The sequence below is a fragment of the Kitasatospora sp. NPDC022856 genome (genome assembly GCF_055561235.1).
The window spans coordinates 1-16,678 of record NZ_JBVHHE010000011.1 but is presented as its reverse complement, the minus strand read 5'-3'; the positions used below and the strand labels follow the sequence as shown (position 1 = coordinate 16,678).

The 16,678-nt window shown below is 73.6% G+C and carries 16 protein-coding genes; 3 read left to right on the top strand and 13 right to left on the bottom strand.

Features of this window, described 5'->3' with window-relative positions:
* Window positions 1-31: 31 nt before the first annotated feature.
* The 5 genes from ACZ34W_RS15615 to ACZ34W_RS15595 all read right to left on the bottom strand — a co-directional run bounded on the left by ACZ34W_RS15615 (window position 32) and on the right by ACZ34W_RS15595 (window position 5,289).
* Window positions 32-160 carry a hypothetical protein gene (locus ACZ34W_RS15615; RefSeq protein WP_465604317.1) on the bottom strand — a complete coding sequence of 43 codons (129 nt, stop codon included), beginning with the start codon at window positions 158-160 and terminating at the stop codon, window positions 32-34.
* Window positions 161-820: 660 nt separating this feature from the next.
* On the bottom strand, window positions 821-1,369 hold the full coding sequence (locus tag ACZ34W_RS15610; RefSeq protein ID WP_465604700.1) for a GTP-binding protein: 549 nt from the start codon (window positions 1,367-1,369) through the stop codon (window positions 821-823).
* Between the two features lie 70 nt (window positions 1,370-1,439).
* A complete protein-coding gene (locus ACZ34W_RS15605) occupies window positions 1,440-1,907 on the bottom strand; it encodes a DUF742 domain-containing protein (RefSeq protein WP_465604315.1) in 468 nt (155 codons plus the stop codon).
* Between the two features lie 8 nt (window positions 1,908-1,915).
* A complete protein-coding gene (locus ACZ34W_RS15600; protein ID WP_329490565.1) occupies window positions 1,916-2,335 on the bottom strand; it encodes a roadblock/LC7 domain-containing protein in 420 nt (139 codons plus the stop codon).
* Window positions 2,332-5,289, bottom strand: a complete 2,958-nt coding sequence (locus ACZ34W_RS15595) for a sensor histidine kinase (RefSeq protein WP_465604313.1) — start codon at window positions 5,287-5,289, stop codon at window positions 2,332-2,334. Before ACZ34W_RS15595 ends, ACZ34W_RS15600 begins: the two co-directional genes overlap by 4 nt.
* Window positions 5,290-5,866: 577 nt before the next feature.
* On the opposite strand from ACZ34W_RS15595, the gene ACZ34W_RS15590 reads away from it, so the two are divergent.
* The 3 genes from ACZ34W_RS15590 (at window position 5,867) to ACZ34W_RS15580 (ending at window position 10,271) form a co-directional block, all read left to right on the top strand.
* Window positions 5,867-7,696, top strand: a complete 1,830-nt coding sequence (locus ACZ34W_RS15590; protein WP_465604311.1) for an AMP-dependent synthetase/ligase — start codon at window positions 5,867-5,869, stop codon at window positions 7,694-7,696.
* A gap of 213 nt (window positions 7,697-7,909) precedes the next feature.
* Entirely contained in the window at window positions 7,910-9,070 is a 1,161-nt protein-coding gene (locus ACZ34W_RS15585) for a polysaccharide deacetylase family protein (RefSeq protein WP_465604307.1), read from the top strand.
* A 322-nt stretch (window positions 9,071-9,392) separates the two neighbouring features.
* Complete coding sequence (locus ACZ34W_RS15580) at window positions 9,393-10,271, top strand: nitroreductase/quinone reductase family protein (protein WP_465604305.1); 879 nt, start codon at window positions 9,393-9,395, stop codon at window positions 10,269-10,271.
* Window positions 10,272-10,390: 119 nt separating this feature from the next.
* Here the strand turns inward: ACZ34W_RS15580 and ACZ34W_RS15575 are convergent, their stop codons facing one another.
* The 8 genes from ACZ34W_RS15575 to ACZ34W_RS15540 form a co-directional block, all read right to left on the bottom strand.
* A complete protein-coding gene (locus tag ACZ34W_RS15575) occupies window positions 10,391-11,191 on the bottom strand; it encodes an SGNH/GDSL hydrolase family protein (protein WP_465604303.1) in 801 nt (266 codons plus the stop codon).
* A 298-nt stretch (window positions 11,192-11,489) separates the two neighbouring features.
* Window positions 11,490-11,852 carry a VOC family protein gene (locus ACZ34W_RS15570; protein WP_359804284.1) on the bottom strand — a complete coding sequence of 121 codons (363 nt, stop codon included), beginning with the start codon at window positions 11,850-11,852 and terminating at the stop codon, window positions 11,490-11,492.
* A gap of 4 nt (window positions 11,853-11,856) precedes the next feature.
* Window positions 11,857-12,645 carry a hypothetical protein gene (locus ACZ34W_RS15565; protein WP_465604300.1) on the bottom strand — a complete coding sequence of 263 codons (789 nt, stop codon included), beginning with the start codon at window positions 12,643-12,645 and terminating at the stop codon, window positions 11,857-11,859.
* 204 nt (window positions 12,646-12,849) lie between these two features.
* Entirely contained in the window at window positions 12,850-13,782 is a 933-nt protein-coding gene (locus ACZ34W_RS15560; RefSeq protein WP_465604298.1) for a hypothetical protein, read from the bottom strand.
* Between the two features lie 1,257 nt (window positions 13,783-15,039).
* Window positions 15,040-15,258 (bottom strand): hypothetical protein, encoded by a 219-nt coding sequence (locus ACZ34W_RS15555; protein ID WP_465604296.1) that lies wholly within the window; start codon window positions 15,256-15,258, stop codon window positions 15,040-15,042.
* Between the two features lie 315 nt (window positions 15,259-15,573).
* Entirely contained in the window at window positions 15,574-15,843 is a 270-nt protein-coding gene (locus ACZ34W_RS15550) for a hypothetical protein (RefSeq protein WP_465604294.1), read from the bottom strand.
* A complete protein-coding gene (locus ACZ34W_RS15545) occupies window positions 15,840-16,025 on the bottom strand; it encodes a hypothetical protein (protein WP_465604291.1) in 186 nt (61 codons plus the stop codon). The genes ACZ34W_RS15550 and ACZ34W_RS15545 overlap by 4 nt, the downstream gene beginning before the upstream one ends.
* Window positions 16,026-16,236: 211 nt before the next feature.
* Complete coding sequence (locus tag ACZ34W_RS15540) at window positions 16,237-16,458, bottom strand: hypothetical protein (protein ID WP_465604289.1); 222 nt, start codon at window positions 16,456-16,458, stop codon at window positions 16,237-16,239.
* Window positions 16,459-16,678: the final 220 nt, after the last annotated feature.

The following is a 16,678-nucleotide window of genomic DNA, read 5'->3' as shown; positions in this document are numbered from 1 at the left end:
ACCGGGTGTACTGCCGGGGGCTGAACCGAGGTCAGCGGCCGGCGGGCCGGGACGCGCTGGGCGAGCCCGGACACGTCTGGTCGAACAGGTGCGGCTGCCGGGACGGCCAGAACGGCTCAAGGTCGAGGTGACCTCGGCTGCTGTCCACGACGTTGCTCATGCGCCCATTCAACCATGTGAACGGACCGTTGCACCGCACGCGGTGCGACGCTCCCGGCACGCCGGCAGGCATGGCGGCAGCAGGGGTGGTGATGGGGCGGGCGAGGTTCACTGATGGTCTCCGCGAGAGCGGGCATGGGATACGGCGGCACGGCCGGACACCGGCGTCCGGTGCGGCTGGGCCTACGGATTGACGAAGCGTCAGAAGCATGCTTCACGACCGGGTGGGCCGCGAAGTCCGTCGGGCTACCGGGAGGTCGGCCGGTCCGTCACCGACAGCAGGCGCTGCAGATCAGCGCGTGGTCGATGTACCGGCGGATCGTCAGGGCCGGCGTGACCGGGGCCGGCGCGGCCGCGGCGCGGCGGTGGTCGACGGTCACGGTACTGCCCTCCCCCTGGTCCTGGACGCGGTCGCGTGAGCGGTGCGTCGTGGTGCGCCGCCGGGCTTCCCACGGCGTTCCGGTGTGCTCCGAGGCATCCCGAACCGCAGGGCCGGGCGGCCTTCGTCCAGAGCCTTCCACGCCGGACCCGGTCTAGGCAACCTTCCGACCGGCGGACGTCCGGCATGCGGACGCCCGAATGAGACGACGGCTCCCGGCGGCCGCCTGCGACCGCCCGGGCTCCCCGGCTTCTGCGCCGGGCCTGATCGGCAGAGCACCGGTCAGGACCGGCCCGGGCCGCCCCTTCGCTGTGCGCCGACGTGCTCGACCAGGGCGACCAGCACGTCCTTGCCGTCCTCGCGCCGGCGGGCGTCGCAGAGCAGCACCGGGATCCCCGGGTCCAGGTCGAGCGCGTCCCGGACCTCCTCGGCGGCGAACAGCTCGGTGCCGTCGAAGCAGTTGACGGCCACCACGAAGGGGATGCCGCGCTGCTCGAAGAAGTCCACCGAGGGGAAGCAGTCCGCCAGTCGGCGGGTGTCGGCGAGCACCACCGCACCGAGCGCACCACGCGCCAGCTCGTCCCAGACGAACCAGAACCGGTCCTGCCCCGGGGTGCCGAACAGGTAGAGCGCCAGCCCGGCGCGCAGGTCGATCCGGCCGAAGTCCATCGCCACGGTGGTGGTCCGCTTGGCCTCCACCCCCGCGGTGTCGTCCACCGGGCGGCCGAGTTCGCTCAGCTCCTCCTCGGTGCGCAGCGGGCGGATCTCACTCACCGAGCCGACCAGCGTGGTCTTGCCCGCGCCGAAGCCGCCCGCGACCAGGATCTTCACCGCGACCGCCGGACCGCCCCGCCAGGGCGGGTCGTTGGCCGTGGCACCGGCGGCGGCGTTCTCGTGGTGGTCAGAGCGCACGGAGTCCATTGATCACGTCTCGCAGCAGGCGCTCGTCCGGCAGCTCGGCGAGCGGAACGGGTCGGGTGACGCTGATCAGCTCGGCGTCGTAGAGGTCGCCGAGCAGCACACGGACCACACTGACCGGCAGGTCGGTGTAGGAGCCGAGCTCGGCGACGGACAGCGGCTCGCGGCGGCACCAGGTCAGGATGGTCTGGTGCTCCGGGGCGAGCACCAGCGCGGGCACCGCCCCGGCCCGGGGCCCGGGTTCGGCGACGGTGATCAGCGAGATCAGGTCGAACAGGCCGTCCTCGACCGGGCGGGTACGGCCCCGGGTCATCGAGTACAGCCGCACCACCGGACCGGCCTCGTCGTCGAACCACCGGTCGTCGACCGGGGTGCGCGGCTGGAACAGGTCGACCCCGGACTCGTCCCCGGCCGGGGCGTCCTGTTCCAGCTCGGGCTCCTCCTCCGCCATCGGGCCGCTCATCTCCCCGGCGGGGCGGCTTCGGTGCGCGGCTCGGCGGCCATGTGCTCGCCGACCCGCTTGACCAGCAGGGCCATCTCGTAGGCGATCTGGCCGATGTCGGCCTCGGCCTCGCTCAGCACCGCCAGGCAACTGCCGTCGCCGGCCGCGGTGATGAAGAGGAAGGCCTCGTCCAGCTCGACCATGGTCTGGCGGACGCCGCCGACCTTGAAGTGCCCGCCGGCGCCCTTGGCCAGGCTGTGGAAGCCGGCCGCGACGGCGGCCAGGTGCTCGGCGTCCTCGCGGTCGAGGTCGCGGGAGGCCCCGGTGGCCAGCCCGTCACTGGACAGGATCACCGCGTGCCGCAGGGCCGCGACGCGCCCCACGAGATCGTCGAGAAGCCAGTTGAGGTCCCCGGACGACTGCGTCGAAGTGGTCATGAATCTCTTCCTTCCGCTGGAGCGGGTGGTGCGGGTGGTGCCTTCACTGCGGGTGGTGCCTTCACTGCGGATGCTGCAGGTGGTGCCGGTACCGCGGGTGTCGAGGGTGCTGTCTGTGCGGGGCCCGGGGCGGGCGACGCGCCCGGTACCCAGCGGGCGAGCGGGGCCCGGTCGCCGGGCGGCGGGGCGGGCAGGGCCGCCGGGGCCGGGGCCGGTGCGATCGCGCGCCGGTTCGGGTCCGGCGGCTGCCACGCGGGCACGGCGGCCGGCCGGGCGGGCGGGACGGGGGCGGCCGAACCGCGGCCCCGGGTGAAGCCGCGCTGGAAGGAGGCGAACGTCGCCCGCGCCTCCTCCGGCGAGCGCTCGCGGGCGGTCTCGGCGGCCGACCGCTCGGGCTCCTGGACGGCGCGCTCCCGGAGCTGGGGCGCGAGGCTGGCCTGCCGGACGCGGCGCGGCAGTGGACCGGGCCCGCCGGCGCGAGGACCGTCGGCCGCCTGCCCGGCGGAGGGCTGCTCTGCCGGGGGCTGCGCTGCCAAGGATCGCCCGGCCTCGGGCAGCCCGGCTTCCGGCCGCCCGACCGGGGGCCGACCGACCGAGGACAGCCTGGCGGAGGGGAAGGCGGCCGGCGGCTGCTGCCCGACCGGCGTGCGGTCCGGCCCACCGGCGGCACGGGCGTCCTGCGGTCCGGCCTCGGCGCCCTCCGGCGCGGCCAGGCCCTCCCGGCGGTGACGGCCCGGGCCCCGGACCGCCTCGTCCGGCGAGGCCGTGACCAGCGTCGGCCCGGTCCTGTTCCGCGCCCGCCGCGGCAGACCGCCCGGGGTACGGGTGGTGTCGGGCGCCGACGGCCGCGGGCCGCCGCTCCCCCGGTGGCGTCCGCCCTGGTCGGACGCGGTCCCGGCGGCCCGGCGGGCCTCCGGCCCCGGCCCGCCGTCGGCCGCGCCGCTCGCACCGCCCGCCGTACCCCCGCCGCCCGGCGGCGGCACCACGACCAGGTCGCGCTCGCCCTGCCCGGCCGGCACCACACGCCGGCCGGGAGCCGCCCCGGCCGGCGGCCCGTCCGACGCCTCCGCCAGCAGCTCGCGCGGGATCAGCACCACCGCGGTCGTCCCGCCGTACGGCGACGGCCGCAGGTGGACCCGGATGCCGTGCCGGCGGGCCAGCCGGCTGACCACGAAGAGGCCCAGGCGGTCGGTGTCCGCGAGGTCGAACTCCTGCTCCACCGCGAGGCGCTCGTTGATCTCGGCGAGCGCGAGTTCGCTCAGCCCGAGCCCCCGGTCGTCGATCTCCAGCGCGAAGCCGTGGGCCACCACCTCGCCCTGGACGGTCACCTGGGTGCTCGGCGGGGAGTACACCGCGGCGTTCTCGACCAGCTCGGCGATCAGGTGGGTGACGTCCGCGACCGCGCTGCCGAGCAGCCCGGTGCCGGGGAACGGCCGGACGATCACCCGCGCGTAGTCCTCGACCTCGCCGACGGCGGCGCGGACGACGTCCACCATCCGCACCGGCTTGCGCCAGGCCCGGCCCGGGGAGCCGCCCGCCAGGATGATCAGGCCCTCGGCGTGGCGGCGCATGCGGGTGGTGAGGTGGTCGACCTTGAAGAGGTCCTCCAGCTCCGCCGGGTCCTCGGTGCGGCGCTCCATGGTGTCCAGCAGCGTCAGCTGGCGGTGCAGCAGCACCTGGCTGCGGCGGGCCAGGTTGACGAAGACCGCGGAGACGCCGCGCCGCAGGTCCGCCTGTTCGACGGCGGCCTCCACGGCGGCCCGCTGGACGGCGTTGATCGCCCGCCCGACCTGGCCGATCTCGGCCGAGCCGAACTGCAGCTCCGGCGCCTCGGTCGCGACGTCCACCGCCTCGCCCTTGCGCAGCCGCAGCATCACCGAGGGCAGCCGGGTGCCGGCCAGCTCGTTGGCCGCGTTGCGCAGGCCGATCAGCTCGCGGGCCAGGCCCCGGCCTATTCGGTAGGAGATCATCACCGACAGCACCACCGCGACCAGGCCGATCGCACCGGCGATGCCGCCGCGCCAGAGCAGCCCGATCGCGTACGAGCGCTCCCGGTCGCCGATCGCCCCGGCCAGCCGGGTGTTGATGGCGGCGAGGTCCCCCAGCGCGCGGTCGGCGGTCTCCCGCCAGGAGTCGCCGTTGATCGCCTGGACCACTCGCTCCGGCCCGCCCGCGCCCACGAAGTCGGCCTCGGCGCGGGACAGCGCCGCCCAGGCCTCGCCGCCGCGCAGCGCGATGTAGTCGCTCTGGTCGGCCGGGTCGAGCTCGGCGATGTAGACGGTGAACAGCGCCTGCTGGTTGTGCAGGGCGTCGATCGCGACCTGGTACTGCTCGGCGGTGGGCCGACCGGAGGCGGTGCTCAGGCCCTCCATCGCCGCGTCCTCCTGGGAGAGGTACTCGCGGGCCCGGGCCAGCTCGATCAGGATCGTCCCCTGGCGCGGCAGCTGGCCGCTCTGGCGGGCGACGAAGGCGGACCGGAAGCCGAAGGTGGGCTTGACGAGGTCGCTGTACTGCCCGAGCGCGAACTCCCAGTTGAGCGAGGAGCGGTTGATCTGGCTGCGGAGCGGGGTCAGCTGGTCGGCGGCCGCGAGGATCTGCAGGTAACGGCCACGCTGCGCCGCGTCGAGCTTGCCCCCGTCGTCGGTCTTCTTCAGCCGCAGCGTCACGAGGTCCCGGTCGGTGACGGCCTGGGCCTGCTCGAAGGCGTCCCGGGCAGCCCGCGAGCTCGGGTCGGCCAGCCGCTGGACGGCGGCGCGGCGCTCGTTCTGCAGGTCGTACGCGTACTGGTCGACCGGCTTGCCGAACTCCTTGTACGTACTGCTGACCGCCAACTGGCTCCAGACGTCACCGGTGGTGGCGAGCGTCGCGTACACCCACAGGGCGGTGAGCGCGACGATGGGCACCAGGAGCAGCGCGATGATCTTCGCGCGGATCGAGCTGCTGCGCAGACGCATGGAGTCCTCGGTCGGGAAGTGCCAGGCGCGGACGGGGAGCGGTTCGAAGGGGCGGTCGGCAGAGGCGGGCTGGCGGTGGCGGTGACGGTACGGCGGCGGTGGTGCGGGGTGGTGCGCGACCTCGGGCGAGCCCTTCGGGTGGGGCTGTCGTTCGGGGTCGTTGTCCGGGGCTGTGGACCAGGGTGGCTCACGGCTGTCAACCAGGGCTTTCGTCCTGGTTTCCGGCGGTCGGAACAGGCCGGTCGGCGAGGCCTCGGCCGCAGGTCTGCGAGAGCCTACTACGCCCTGACCACTCGTTCGAGGGTCGAACCCGCCCTCTCCCGCCCCCCGGCCCGATGATGTCCGAATGATCCCTGTCATCCCGGATTCACCCCTCGGCCACCCACCCCCGGCCATCCCCCGCCACGGCACTTTCCCTACGGGCCGGTGCCGATCTCGTCGCGTCACGGTCACACCCCTGGGCAGTGACAGAGCAATCCGATAGTTTCGCTCCACCTGCCCGACCGTTCAGCGCGCCGCCGATCCGGACGCCCGTACGGGCCCGGCAGGCAGGGGCCACAACGGGATCGGGGGCAATGTGCGCGAGTTCAGCTCCCCCGCACCGACCGGACCACCGGCCACCGGCGGGCTGGCCGACTCGCTCTACGACACCGCCGAACGCATGTCCGGCCTGGTCCAGCTGGCCCGCCGGACGGACGGCGACCCGCAGTGGCACGAGGTCACCGCGGCCGCCTTCCGGGACGAGGTGCTGGCGCTCGCCAAGGGCCTGCTGACCCGGGGCGTCCGGTACGGCGACCGGGTCGCGCTGATGTCCCGCACCCGCTACGAGTGGACGCTGTTCGACTACGCGCTCTGGTCGATCGGCGCGATCACCGTCCCGATCTACCCGACCGCGGCGCCCGAGCAGGTCCGCTGGATCCTCGCCGAGACCCAGGCGGTGGCCTGCCTGGTCGAGGACGAGGACCACGCCATGACGGTCGGCGCGGTCTGCGACGCGCTCCCCGACCTCACCGGCATCTGGCAGTTGGACCGGGGCTGCGTCGACTCGATCACCGAGGACGGCCGCGGGGTGCCCGACTCGCTCGTCCACCGCCAGCGGCTCGGCGTCGCGGCCGAGAACGTCGCCACCATCGTCTACACCTCCGGGACGACCGGCCGCCCCAAGGGCTGCATGCTCACCCACGCCAACCTGGCCTCGGCGGCCGACGCCCTGCTGGACGGCTGGGCCGAGGTCTTCGCGGACACCGGCGGCGGCCAGCCGTCCACCCTGCTCTTCCTCCCGCTGGCGCACGTCTACGGCCGGATGGTGCAGATCGCGGCGATCCGCGGCGGCTTCCGGATCGGGCACATCCCCGAGGTCTCCACCGAGGCCCTGCTGCCCGCGCTCGCCGCGTACCGGCCGACCTTCCTGCACCTCGTCCCCTACGTCTTCGAGAAGGTGTTCCAGCAGGCCCGGCGGGCGGCCGAGGAGGCCGGGCGGGGCGAACTCTTCGAGCAGGCCCGGCAGGTGGCCGTCGAGTGGGCCACCGCCCGCGAGCAGCGCGCGCTGGGCCACGGCCCCGGACCGGGCCCCCGGCTGCGGCTGCGCCACCTGGCGTACGAGCGGACCGTCTACCCGCGACTGCGGGCCGTGCTCGGCGGCCGGGTGCGCGGCGTGATGTGCGGCGGCTCGGCCCTCAACCGGGAGCTCGCCCTCTTCTTCACCGGCATCGGCCTCAGCCTGTACGAGGGTTACGGCCTCACCGAGACCTCCGCCGCGATCACCGCCAACCCGGCCGGCCGGCAGAAGCTCGGCACGGTCGGCCGCCCCGTCCCGGGGGCCTCGGTGGCCATCGCCGACGACGGCGAGGTGTGGGTGCGCGGCTCCGGCGTCTTCGGCGGCTACCTCAACCACCCGAGCTGCACCGAGGAGTCGCTGTACGACGGCTGGTTCGGCACCGGCGACCTCGGCCGGCTGGACGAGGACGGCTACCTCACCCTCACCGGGCGCAAGAAGGACCTGATCGTCACCAGCAGTGGCAAGAACCTCGCCCCGGCCACGCTGGAGGAGCGGGTGCAGGCGCATCCGCTGGTCTCGCAGTGCCTGGTGGTCGGCGACGACCGCCCGTACGTGGCCGCGCTGATCACGCTCGACCCGGCCGCCCTGGCGCACTGGCTGAAGTCGCACGGCCGGGAGCAGTTGGACCCGTGGGCGGTGCTCTCCGACGAGCAGTTGCACGCGGAGGTCCAGCGGGCGGTGGCCGCGGCGAACACCGCCGTGTCCCGCGCCGAGTCGATCCGCGCGTTCCGGCTGCTGCCGCGCGAGTTCGGCATCGACCAGGGCCTGATGACGCCCTCGCTGAAGCTGCGCCGGGCGGCGATCACGGAGTACTACCGGCCGGACATCGAGGAACTGTACAGCTCCTGACGGTCCGTCTCATCCTCTTCGCGGCAGGGCGGGCGGCGTGCTCACGGTACGTCACTCCCTTGACGATCCGAGTGGTCCAGTCCATTGTTTTGCCTCGGTCTGAGTGCGGCACGCCCACGGCTCCCGCCCCTCGGGGAGCGCTCCACCTCGTTCCACACGCCCTCCCCACGGGCGTGTCCTCCACTGCCCCCACGCAGGAGTCCTCACGTGTCCATGTCCTCACGCCTGTCGGCGCTCGCCGCCTGCACGCTACTCGCCGTCTGCGCTCTCGCGGCCCCGGCGTCGGCCTCGACCTCTACCTCTACCTCTACCTCGGCCGATTCCACCGCACCCGCCGGGGCCGCGGCGCCCGCCGTCAACCTGGCCACCAACCCGGGCTTCGAGATCCCCGCCTCCTCGCTCGCCGACTGGGGCAGCGTCCCCGGCTGGCGCTGCGCCGGCGGCCCCGCCGAGGCGTCCGCCACCACCACCGCCCCGCACTCCGGCGGCTCCGCCCTCGCCGTCACCCCGGCGAACGATGACTCCAACGGCGAGTGCGCGCAGACCGTCTCCGTCCGGCCCGGCACCACGTACACCGCCTCGGCCTGGGTCCGCGGCGCCTTCGTCCACCTCGGCGTGACCGGCACCGGGCGCGATGTCGCCCCGGCCTGGACGGCGACCACCAACGGCGGCTGGCAGAAGCTGACCACCCGGTTCACCACCGGTCCCGACGCGCGCACCGTCCGGCTGTACGTCCACGGCTGGTACCAGCAGGGTCCGTTCGCCGTCGACGACGTCCGGGTGGACGGTCCGGCGCCCGCTCCGGCCACCGCCGCCGGCTCGGTGCCGACCAGCGACCGGGTCGTCTTCTTCACCGTGGACGACGGCTGGCAGCGCACCCCCGAGGCGGAGCGGTTCATCGCCGACCACCAGCTGCCGATCACCGCGTTCCCGCTGCCCATGCCGGCCGCCACCGACCCCGACTTCTTCCGCCGCGTCACCGCCGTGCCCGGCTCCTCCATCCAGGACCACAGCGTCTCCCACCCGGATCTGACCACGCTCGGCCCGGCCGAGCAGCAGGTCGAGATCTGCGACGCCCGCGACGCCCAGGTCCGCACCTTCGGCACCGCCCCGACCGTCTTCCGCCCGCCGTTCTTCGCCTGGAACGCCGACACCCTGCAGGCCGCCGCCAACTGCGGCATCCAGCACGTGCTGACCGCCGACGCCGACTTCAGCTGGGGTGCCTCCAACATCTGGCACGAGGGCACCCTGTCCCCCGGCGACGTCGTCCTGATGCACTGGACCGACACCCTTGCCGGAGACCTCCAGCGCGCCCTCGCCGCCGCCGACACCGCCGGGCTGAAGCCGGCCGGCCTGGCCTCATACCTGCGGTAGCCCCGAGCCCGCGTCGCCGCTCCCCCGGGGGAAGAGCGGCGGCGCGCGCCGCCCTCGATCCTGATCGAGCTCGTTGACACGGGGTGGGCGGGTGACTGTAATGGGGGGCGTGCAGCGCGGTGTCGGCCAAAGAGAAATGGGCCGACCGGCGACCGGGCGGGCACCTTCGACCGAGGGACGATGCGCGATGAGTTCTCACTCCGCTTCCCTGATCTGACGCAAGCGGCTGCGGCGCTGCCCGTACGCCCGCTTCGGTCCGTTGCGCTCGTGCGATGCGGCGCCGTGGCCTCCACTCCCCATGCACCGGAGACTCCACAGGCGTATGCCCATGTCTTTCAACCAAGCGATCATCGAGGAATTCCGAACCAACGGCGGCGAGGTCGGCGGCCCCTTCGAGGGCGGCGACCTGCTGCTGCTCACCACCACCGGCGCACGGACCGGACAGGACCACACCGTGCCGCTCGGGTACGTCCGCGCGGACGGTCTGCTGCTGGTCGTCGCCTCGGCGGCCGGGGCGCCGGACCACCCCCAGTGGTACCGCAATCTGCTCGCCCACCCCGTGGTCCGGGTGGAGCTCGGCACCGAGGTGTTCGAGGCCGTCGCGGTGCCGGCCGAGGGCGCCCGGCGGGACCGACTGTTCGAGGCGGTGGTCCGGGCGGCCCCCGGGTACGGCGACTACCAGGCGCACACCGCACGGGTGCTGCCGGTGGTGGCACTGGAACGGTCCGGGGCCGAGCCGCGCGAGGTGGCCGACCTGGCGGGAAAACTGCTGGAGGTGCACACCTGGCTGCGTGCCCAGCTGCGGCACGTCCGGGCCGAGACGGAGGCCCACTTCGCGGCCGGGCCCGCCGGTGACGGCCGGCCACCGGGCCTCGGGCTGCAGATCCGGCAGCACTGCCTCGCGCTCTGCGCGGGGCTGACCCACCACCACACCGGGGAGGACGCCGCGATCTTCCTCGCGCTGGCGCGGAGTCACCCGCACCTGCGGGAGACGCTCGCCCGGCTGGGCGAGGAGCACCGTTCGGTCGGCCGGATCAAGGACGGGCTGGTGAAGCTGCTCGCCGGGATCGGGGTGGCCGAACCCGAGCGGTTCCGGGCGGAGCTGGCCCGGATGTCGGCCGAGCTGGAGGCACACCTGGACCACGAGGAGCGGGAGCTGCTGCCGGTGCTCGCCGGCATCCCTTTCCCACCGGGGCGGTGAGCCGGGGCGGTGAGCCGGGGCGGTGAGCCGGGGCGGTGAGCCGGTGTGTTGAGCGAGGCGCCGGCCGGTCCCGCCCCGGAGGTGGGCGGGACCGGCCGGCACACCGGCTGCCGCGCCGGCTAGACCTGCGCGGAGAACACCGGGAGGTAGCCGCCCGACTGCCCGGCGGCCTTCGGGTGGTAGCTCTCCTCGATGGGCAGGGTCGTGCTGTTCAGCCAGGTGGTGCCGGAAGCGCAGATCTCGTGCCCGGTGAAGGCGCTCCGGACGTCACCGAAAGCGAAGCCGGCGTCGGCCGCCCGCTTGGCGATGACACCGTCGAGGACGTCCGCCGCGCTGTTGATGGCGGCGCGCTTGGTGTCGCCGATGCCGAAGATGCAGCTGCCGCCGACCTTGTAGAGGTGCGGGTAGCCCAGCACCACCACGCGGGCGTTGGGCGCCTTGGCGTGGATGGCCGCGTAGACCTGGTCGAGCTGGCCGGGCAGGGTGTTGTTGGCGTAGGTCTTCGCGGCGGCGACGGCGTTGAGGCAGGCGCTCTCCGAGTCCAGCACGCAGGTCTGCATGGTGCTGGCGAAGCCCGCGTCGTTGCCGCCGACGCTGATGCTGACGAGCGTCGTGCCGGAGTTCAGGACCGAGAGCTGGTTGTTGAGGACGTCACCGGTTCTGGCACCGGAGCAGGCGACGAAGGAGAAGGACGACGGCGCGTGCGCGTTCTTCCAGAGGTAGGCGTAGGCGTTGGTGCTGCGCTTGCAGTTGCCGCTCTCGCTCGTGTAGCTGCCGGAGCCGAGGCCGGAGGCGTAGGAGTCGCCGAGGGCGGCGTAGTTCACGCCGGCCGCGTGGGCGGACGAGGCGGTGAAGAGGGTGGTCATCGTGAGGAGAGCCGCGAGGGCGGCCATGGACATGGCACGGGTGGGGCGTAGCATGACACCTCCAGGGAGTGACGTGAGTCACATCTGTGATACCAGGCAGTAGGGTGCTCGGTAAGTGCTCATGCCAAGACAATTGACGGGCAGTCTGACGACGGTGGAGTGAACTCGGCGGCGGGATACGGCAAGTGCGCTGGCCAGGCCCCGGCGGCGCCGTCGGCGGCGCCGGCGTCGGGGTGCCCCGATCGAGGGACGGTCACGAGGCCGTCGCGCACTCACCCGCCGGTGCCGGGGCCGGGAATCCGGGGCGGACGGCCGCCGGACGCCGCGCGGGAGCGGACACCGAGGCCTGCCGCTAGGCGCAGACGATCTCCAGCTCGAAGCCCTGACCATTGATCAGGTGCACCGCCTCGCCGGTGTCCACCCGGACCGTCCACCCGGCCGCGAGGGCGGCGGCCACCGCCGCGCGCGAGCCGTGCACGGCGAGGTGGTTGAGCCCGGCGCGCAGGCGCTGATGACCGCCGGGGAGCAGCGCGGTCGACTGCTCGATCACCAGGTAGGCGGTTCCCAGACGCCAGCTGCGGCCCCGGGGCCACTGCTGGAACGGCTCGCAGCCGAGGGCGAGCAGCACCGGGGACCATTGCGCCTCGGCGGCGGCGAGGTCGTCCACCCAGAGCTCGACGTGGTGGAAGAGCCCTGCCGGATGCGGCACCGTCACTCGGTCACCCCCCGCTCGCACGACGGCCGGGGGCGGGAGAGGCGGGGCGGGGAGAGGCGGGGCGGGGGGCGTCGGGGCCGGGGGCGTCGGCGGGGGCGGCTCCGGCACCCGGACCGGGGCGTGGGCCCGAGCCCGGGCCCGGGTCACCCGTGGCGGCGCTCAGCCGGAGGGGCGCCGGGCCCGGGTGGGCGGCGCCGGGGAAGACCTCGCAGCCCTCGGCCGGCAGCTCCTCGATCGCCTCGTTGGCGGCCGAGGGCACCCCGAGCCACCGGACGCCCGCCGCGACCGCCGCCCGTGCCTGGCGCAGCCCCGGTTCACCCCAGCCGAGCAGCTCGACCGCGAGACCGGGCGCGACGAGCAGCCGCCGGTAGTGCCGCCCCGACGCCGGGTCCGCCGCGCTGGGACCGACGGCCCGCAAAGCGGCCGCCATCCGGACCCGGGCGCACTCGTGGCCACCGTTCGCCGAGCCGACCCGGTCGTACAGGTAGCCGAGGTAGTGGGGCGTGCCGATCACCGCCTGGGCCTCCTCGGCCGCCTCGCGGGCCAGGGCGGAGCCCGGGTCGCCGTCGTCCTCGGGCTCCAGCGAACCGCCGGGGAGCGAGACGATGCCGTCCTTGGGGTTGACCAGGGTCAGCACCCGGCCGTCGGGCGCGAAGAGCCAGCCCCACGACTGCTTCACCGAGAGCCCGGCCGGTACCCGCTCGCCCGGCCGCCACGGCCAGCCCGCCGTGGGACGCCGTCGCACCTTGCCCAGCAGCTCGGCGATCTCCGCGCTGTACTCGATCCGGCTCATGCGTCCCCCTTTCGGTGTCGGGCTCGCCGGACCGACGGTGCGCGGGGAGGACCTGCGTGCGCGGTACAGGGCGGAGCGGCGGAGGCGGCGGTGTGGGGCACCGCGCGCTTCTCCTGTTGATCTTCCCCGAAATCTTCCCCGAACAGGCGGTCGATGAACAGTCCCCAGCGCCGCTTGGTGGACACGGAGGCCTCACCCGGGTGGTCAGCCCAGCGGCCCACCCCCCTCCGGCCCCCGGTCGCCGGGGTCCGACGCCCCGCCGGGCCACGGCGGCGCGCCGGAGGGCGGCGCGCCGCCCTCCGGCGGCGGCGCGGCGGGCAGCGGGAAGCCGGGCAGCGGTACGGCTCCGGCCGGGAACGGCACCCCCAGCGCGGCATCGTCGGCGAGCGTGTCGACCACCTCCCGGGCGGTCATCGGCCTCAGCCGGCCGGCCGCCAGGGCCCAGCCGCGCACCACCGGACCACCGGGCGCCGCAGGGTCCCCGTGCAGCAGGAGGGCGCCCGCGCCGCCGAGTGCCACCCCCGCCGCCAGGGTGGCGCAGAACGCCTCGGCGTCCCGGCCGCCGAGGAGGACCCGCCCGCCGTCGCCGCGCACGTCCGCCGCGGCGGTGAGGTGCTCGCCGTCCTCCGGGCCGTGGCAGCGCAGGGTCAGCAGGTGGCCGCCCTCCCCGGCGCCCTCGGCCAGCGCCAGGTACACCCCGGTGACGTGGTGCATCACCGCCACCAGCCGCGACTGCCCGGACGGGCCGTCGCCGACCGCGTCCAGCAGCGCGGCGCAGGCGATCGAGATCCGCACCCGGGCAAAGTGGTCGTCGACCAGGACCGGGAGCAGCTCGGTCAGCTGCTCCCCGCCGTAGACGAAGGGCTCGCCGGCCAGCTCGGGGTCGGCCGCGTAGGCGATGCGTGCCGCCGCCGATCCGGGGTCGAGGCCGAAGGCCTCGCAGTAGTCCCGGTAGTCGGCCGGCTCGAACACCCTCAGGTGCACCTCGATGCCCTGCCCGCGCAGGGCCCGGAGCCGGGCCTGCGTCCGCCACAGGTAGTCCCGGAAGCCGAGCGGGCCGAACAGCCCGAGCCGGGCCAGCTCGGCGAAGTCGGCGGCGTGGACGGCCAGCGCCAGCGCCACCGGCTGCGGCGGCACACCGCGCGAGCCGCCCCGCTGCCGCGCCCGGACGCCGGGGCCGCCCGGCCCGGCCCCGCCTCCCCCACCGGCCGCCCGACCCCCCGGGCCGCGGCCACCGCCCCGGCCGCCCGACGAGGGGCCACCCGGCGGACCGCCGGAGGGACCACCGGGCGGGCCGCCGGCGAACGGGCCGCCCGGCCCCGGCCCGGACCGAACACGCGCCGGCGGCCGCGCTCCCGCAGCCGCCACGCGCCGCATCGCGCGCCGGGCGCGCCCACCGGCCGCCGGGCGCCCGGGCCGGTCCCGCCCGACCGGCTCAGGCACGGCGGACGCCGACAGGACAGGCACGGACCCGGGCACGGACCCGGGCAGGATGGACCCGACCGCGCGGCGGCCGTCGTCATACGGGGACTGCACGGACATGGGTCCTCCCAGGGGCTCGTGCCGCCGCCCCGGGCTCGGAGCGGTCGGCGATCGAGAACATACACACCGTCACTGACAACGCACCCTGAGCGATCGGCCGGAGCCCCCGAGGACGGGTGTGACGGCCGATCCGGCCCGCGTTGTCAGTGCCGGACGTTATGGTCGGGGACCATGCGACTGCTGCATAGAGACGCAGATCATTAAGCGGCCTTCCTTACCACACCAGCAGATTTGCCAGCAAATCAGCAGGTCAAAGCAGAAACGGCCCGGAAGACTTCGAAGAGTCTTCCGGGCCGTTCCTGTCTGTTTGCGGGCACTGTGCTGACTTGGTGCTGACTCGGAGGAAGGCTTCTGACCTGCCTGTTTCCGGCTGTTTGGGACCGCTGTTGGTCACGTGCTCCACACACCGGGGCCGGGGCATACTTCAGGGACCCGCTCCGGTCGGCTTCTTAGTTTGGGACGGGAGTCTTGCGCTGGCCGGTGGACGTCCGACGCGGCTGCGCTCGTACTGGTTCTCAGTCGTAGGTGCGTCCGCACAGTGGAACGTTTTGTAGACGAGTCGGCCGCCCTCGATGCGGCGGAGCAGGACTGTCGTGCGCCGGGTCTGGTACGTCACGGGGTCCGCGCCGCGCTCACGGCTCAACAGGGTCCACACCCGTCCTCGCCCGTCCGTGAAGCGGCCCATCAGTCCGGGGAGTCCAAGGCTTTCGACGCACCCTCCTTCGGCCCGTCGCGGGCAGGTACAACCGGCGGTACTGAGACCCGCGTCGTACTCCGGTACGTACATGTGTGTCTCAACGCTGTCGTACAGCGGCGGGGCAACAGGTTCAGTACGGGGGGAGGCGAAGGGGTTCATGCCGGATTCTCCAGGATCTCCGCGATGGTGACGGGTGGGAACACAGAAAGGTCGATCGCCCGAACAAGGTCGCCCTGAAGAGGCGTTGCCGGGACCACCATGGCCAAGGGACAGATCCACATCACGTCGTCGCGTCCGGGTTCCCGCAGGAATGCGTGCTGCCACCGGCTTCCGTTGACGATCCCAAGCCGCCCGTCGCCCCTGCTGTCGATCACTACCGACCCCGGGGCGGGTCCCACATGGTTCGTGTTGGGTCGGCGGTGCATCCCTTGCACTTCCGCCTGAACCTTCCGGCGGGCGTCCCCGCGAACCTCACTCTTCAACGCGAAAGCTCCCCTCCTGGTGGTGTGATTGGTGGCTCCGTCCGTCCCGCCGGGGGTGTCGCACGACGGACGGAGCCCTTCCCCTGCCAGCCACTCCAGCCCCGGACCGGCAGGGGGTCATCCGGCGGTAAGTGCCGGACGTTGGTGCCCGTCCCGAGCGCGCTTCCCCATGACTGCTTCGCACCCGGGACGGGGGTCTGTGGTGTGCTAATCGGGCGGTGCAGCCGCCTGTTCGATCCGCCGAAGGTCCCCATCCTCGTCCGTGACGTGCAGCACGAGCGGCGCGTCATCGGCGATGAACAGGTTCCGCCGGACGCTGTCGGCGATGACGTCCTCGAAGTGCTCTTCTACGTCGGTCGCCGAAACGAACGGGATGGTGAGTGCCCCCTCGATCTCCAGCTCGTAGCCGACGGCCGGAACCACTTCCACGCGAACCTCACGCACACGCGGCAACCGTGCTTCCTCCTCGGGGGTCATGCGGCACGCCTCCGTCCGCAGACCTGAACGGGCGGCTCCTCGGGGTGCTTCGTCAGGTAGTCCGGCGGCAGCAGGAAGCCGAACCGGCCGCAGCCGCAGCGCCATTCGGGGATGTCGTCCGTTTCTGCCCCGGTCAGCTCGACCGGGTTGCCGCACGGGCAGGTGGGGGAACCGCCGATCACTTCCGCGCCTTTCGCCTGAGGGGAGCCGTTGCGCCTTCCATGAGTGCTGCCGCGCCCACGCTCCCGCCGCCGAACAGGGAGCTGAACGCCAGTAGGAACGTCACGCACCTGAACCACCAAGGCGTGTTGTACATGGACCGAGCTGCCAGCAGAGCGACGACCAGGGCGACGACGAACGTCACCAGGACCACGGCACCGAACCGGCCGCGCATCACAGCGCCGGTCTAGGAGGCGCCCCGGACGGGTCGGCCGGCTGAAGGTCAAGACCGGGCTTCAGGGGCTCGATCCGGTCCGGGTCGGTGGTCCACTCGCACCCGCCACCGGGAGGCCGCAGATGGACCGATCCGGCGTAGGTGCACATGTACTCGCCGATCTCGCCCGACCGTTGATCGAGTACCTGTTCGTTCTGCTTCGGGGTGTAGATGTCGCCCACCGCCGCCGCCCTCCGTCGCTGCTGTGCAGTGACTAGCCAACGACACCGGGTAGGGGAAGCGGTATACCTGACGCCAAGACAAACCATCTGTCTCGATCGAGGATTAGACGCCGTTGTCGTACCGGTCAGGGCGGTTGCCGATCGAACGGGAGTCCCGTTCGGGTGATCGCGGGGTGATGGACGCATGAAGACAGGGCCTCCGGTGCAGCTCCTGGGTGTT

Bases quoted from the DNA above. Each gene is read 5' to 3' on its own strand.
- ACZ34W_RS15615 (WP_465604317.1), bottom strand. From the start codon at position 160: ATGAGCAACGTCGTGGACAGCAGCCGAGGTCACCTCGACCTTGAGCCG.
- ACZ34W_RS15605 (WP_465604315.1), bottom strand. From the start codon at position 1,907: ATGGCGGAGGAGGAGCCCGAGCTGGAACAGGACGCCCCGGCCGGGGAC.
- ACZ34W_RS15600 (WP_329490565.1), bottom strand. From the start codon at position 2,335: ATGACCACTTCGACGCAGTCGTCCGGGGACCTCAACTGGCTTCTCGAC.
- ACZ34W_RS15595 (WP_465604313.1), bottom strand. From the start codon at position 5,289: ATGCGTCTGCGCAGCAGCTCGATCCGCGCGAAGATCATCGCGCTGCTC.
- ACZ34W_RS15585 (WP_465604307.1), top strand. From the start codon at position 7,910: ATGTCCTCACGCCTGTCGGCGCTCGCCGCCTGCACGCTACTCGCCGTC.
- ACZ34W_RS15580 (WP_465604305.1), top strand. From the start codon at position 9,393: ATGCCCATGTCTTTCAACCAAGCGATCATCGAGGAATTCCGAACCAAC.
- ACZ34W_RS15575 (WP_465604303.1), bottom strand. From the start codon at position 11,191: ATGCTACGCCCCACCCGTGCCATGTCCATGGCCGCCCTCGCGGCTCTC.
- ACZ34W_RS15565 (WP_465604300.1), bottom strand. From the start codon at position 12,645: ATGAGCCGGATCGAGTACAGCGCGGAGATCGCCGAGCTGCTGGGCAAG.
- ACZ34W_RS15550 (WP_465604294.1), bottom strand. From the start codon at position 15,843: ATGACCCCCGAGGAGGAAGCACGGTTGCCGCGTGTGCGTGAGGTTCGC.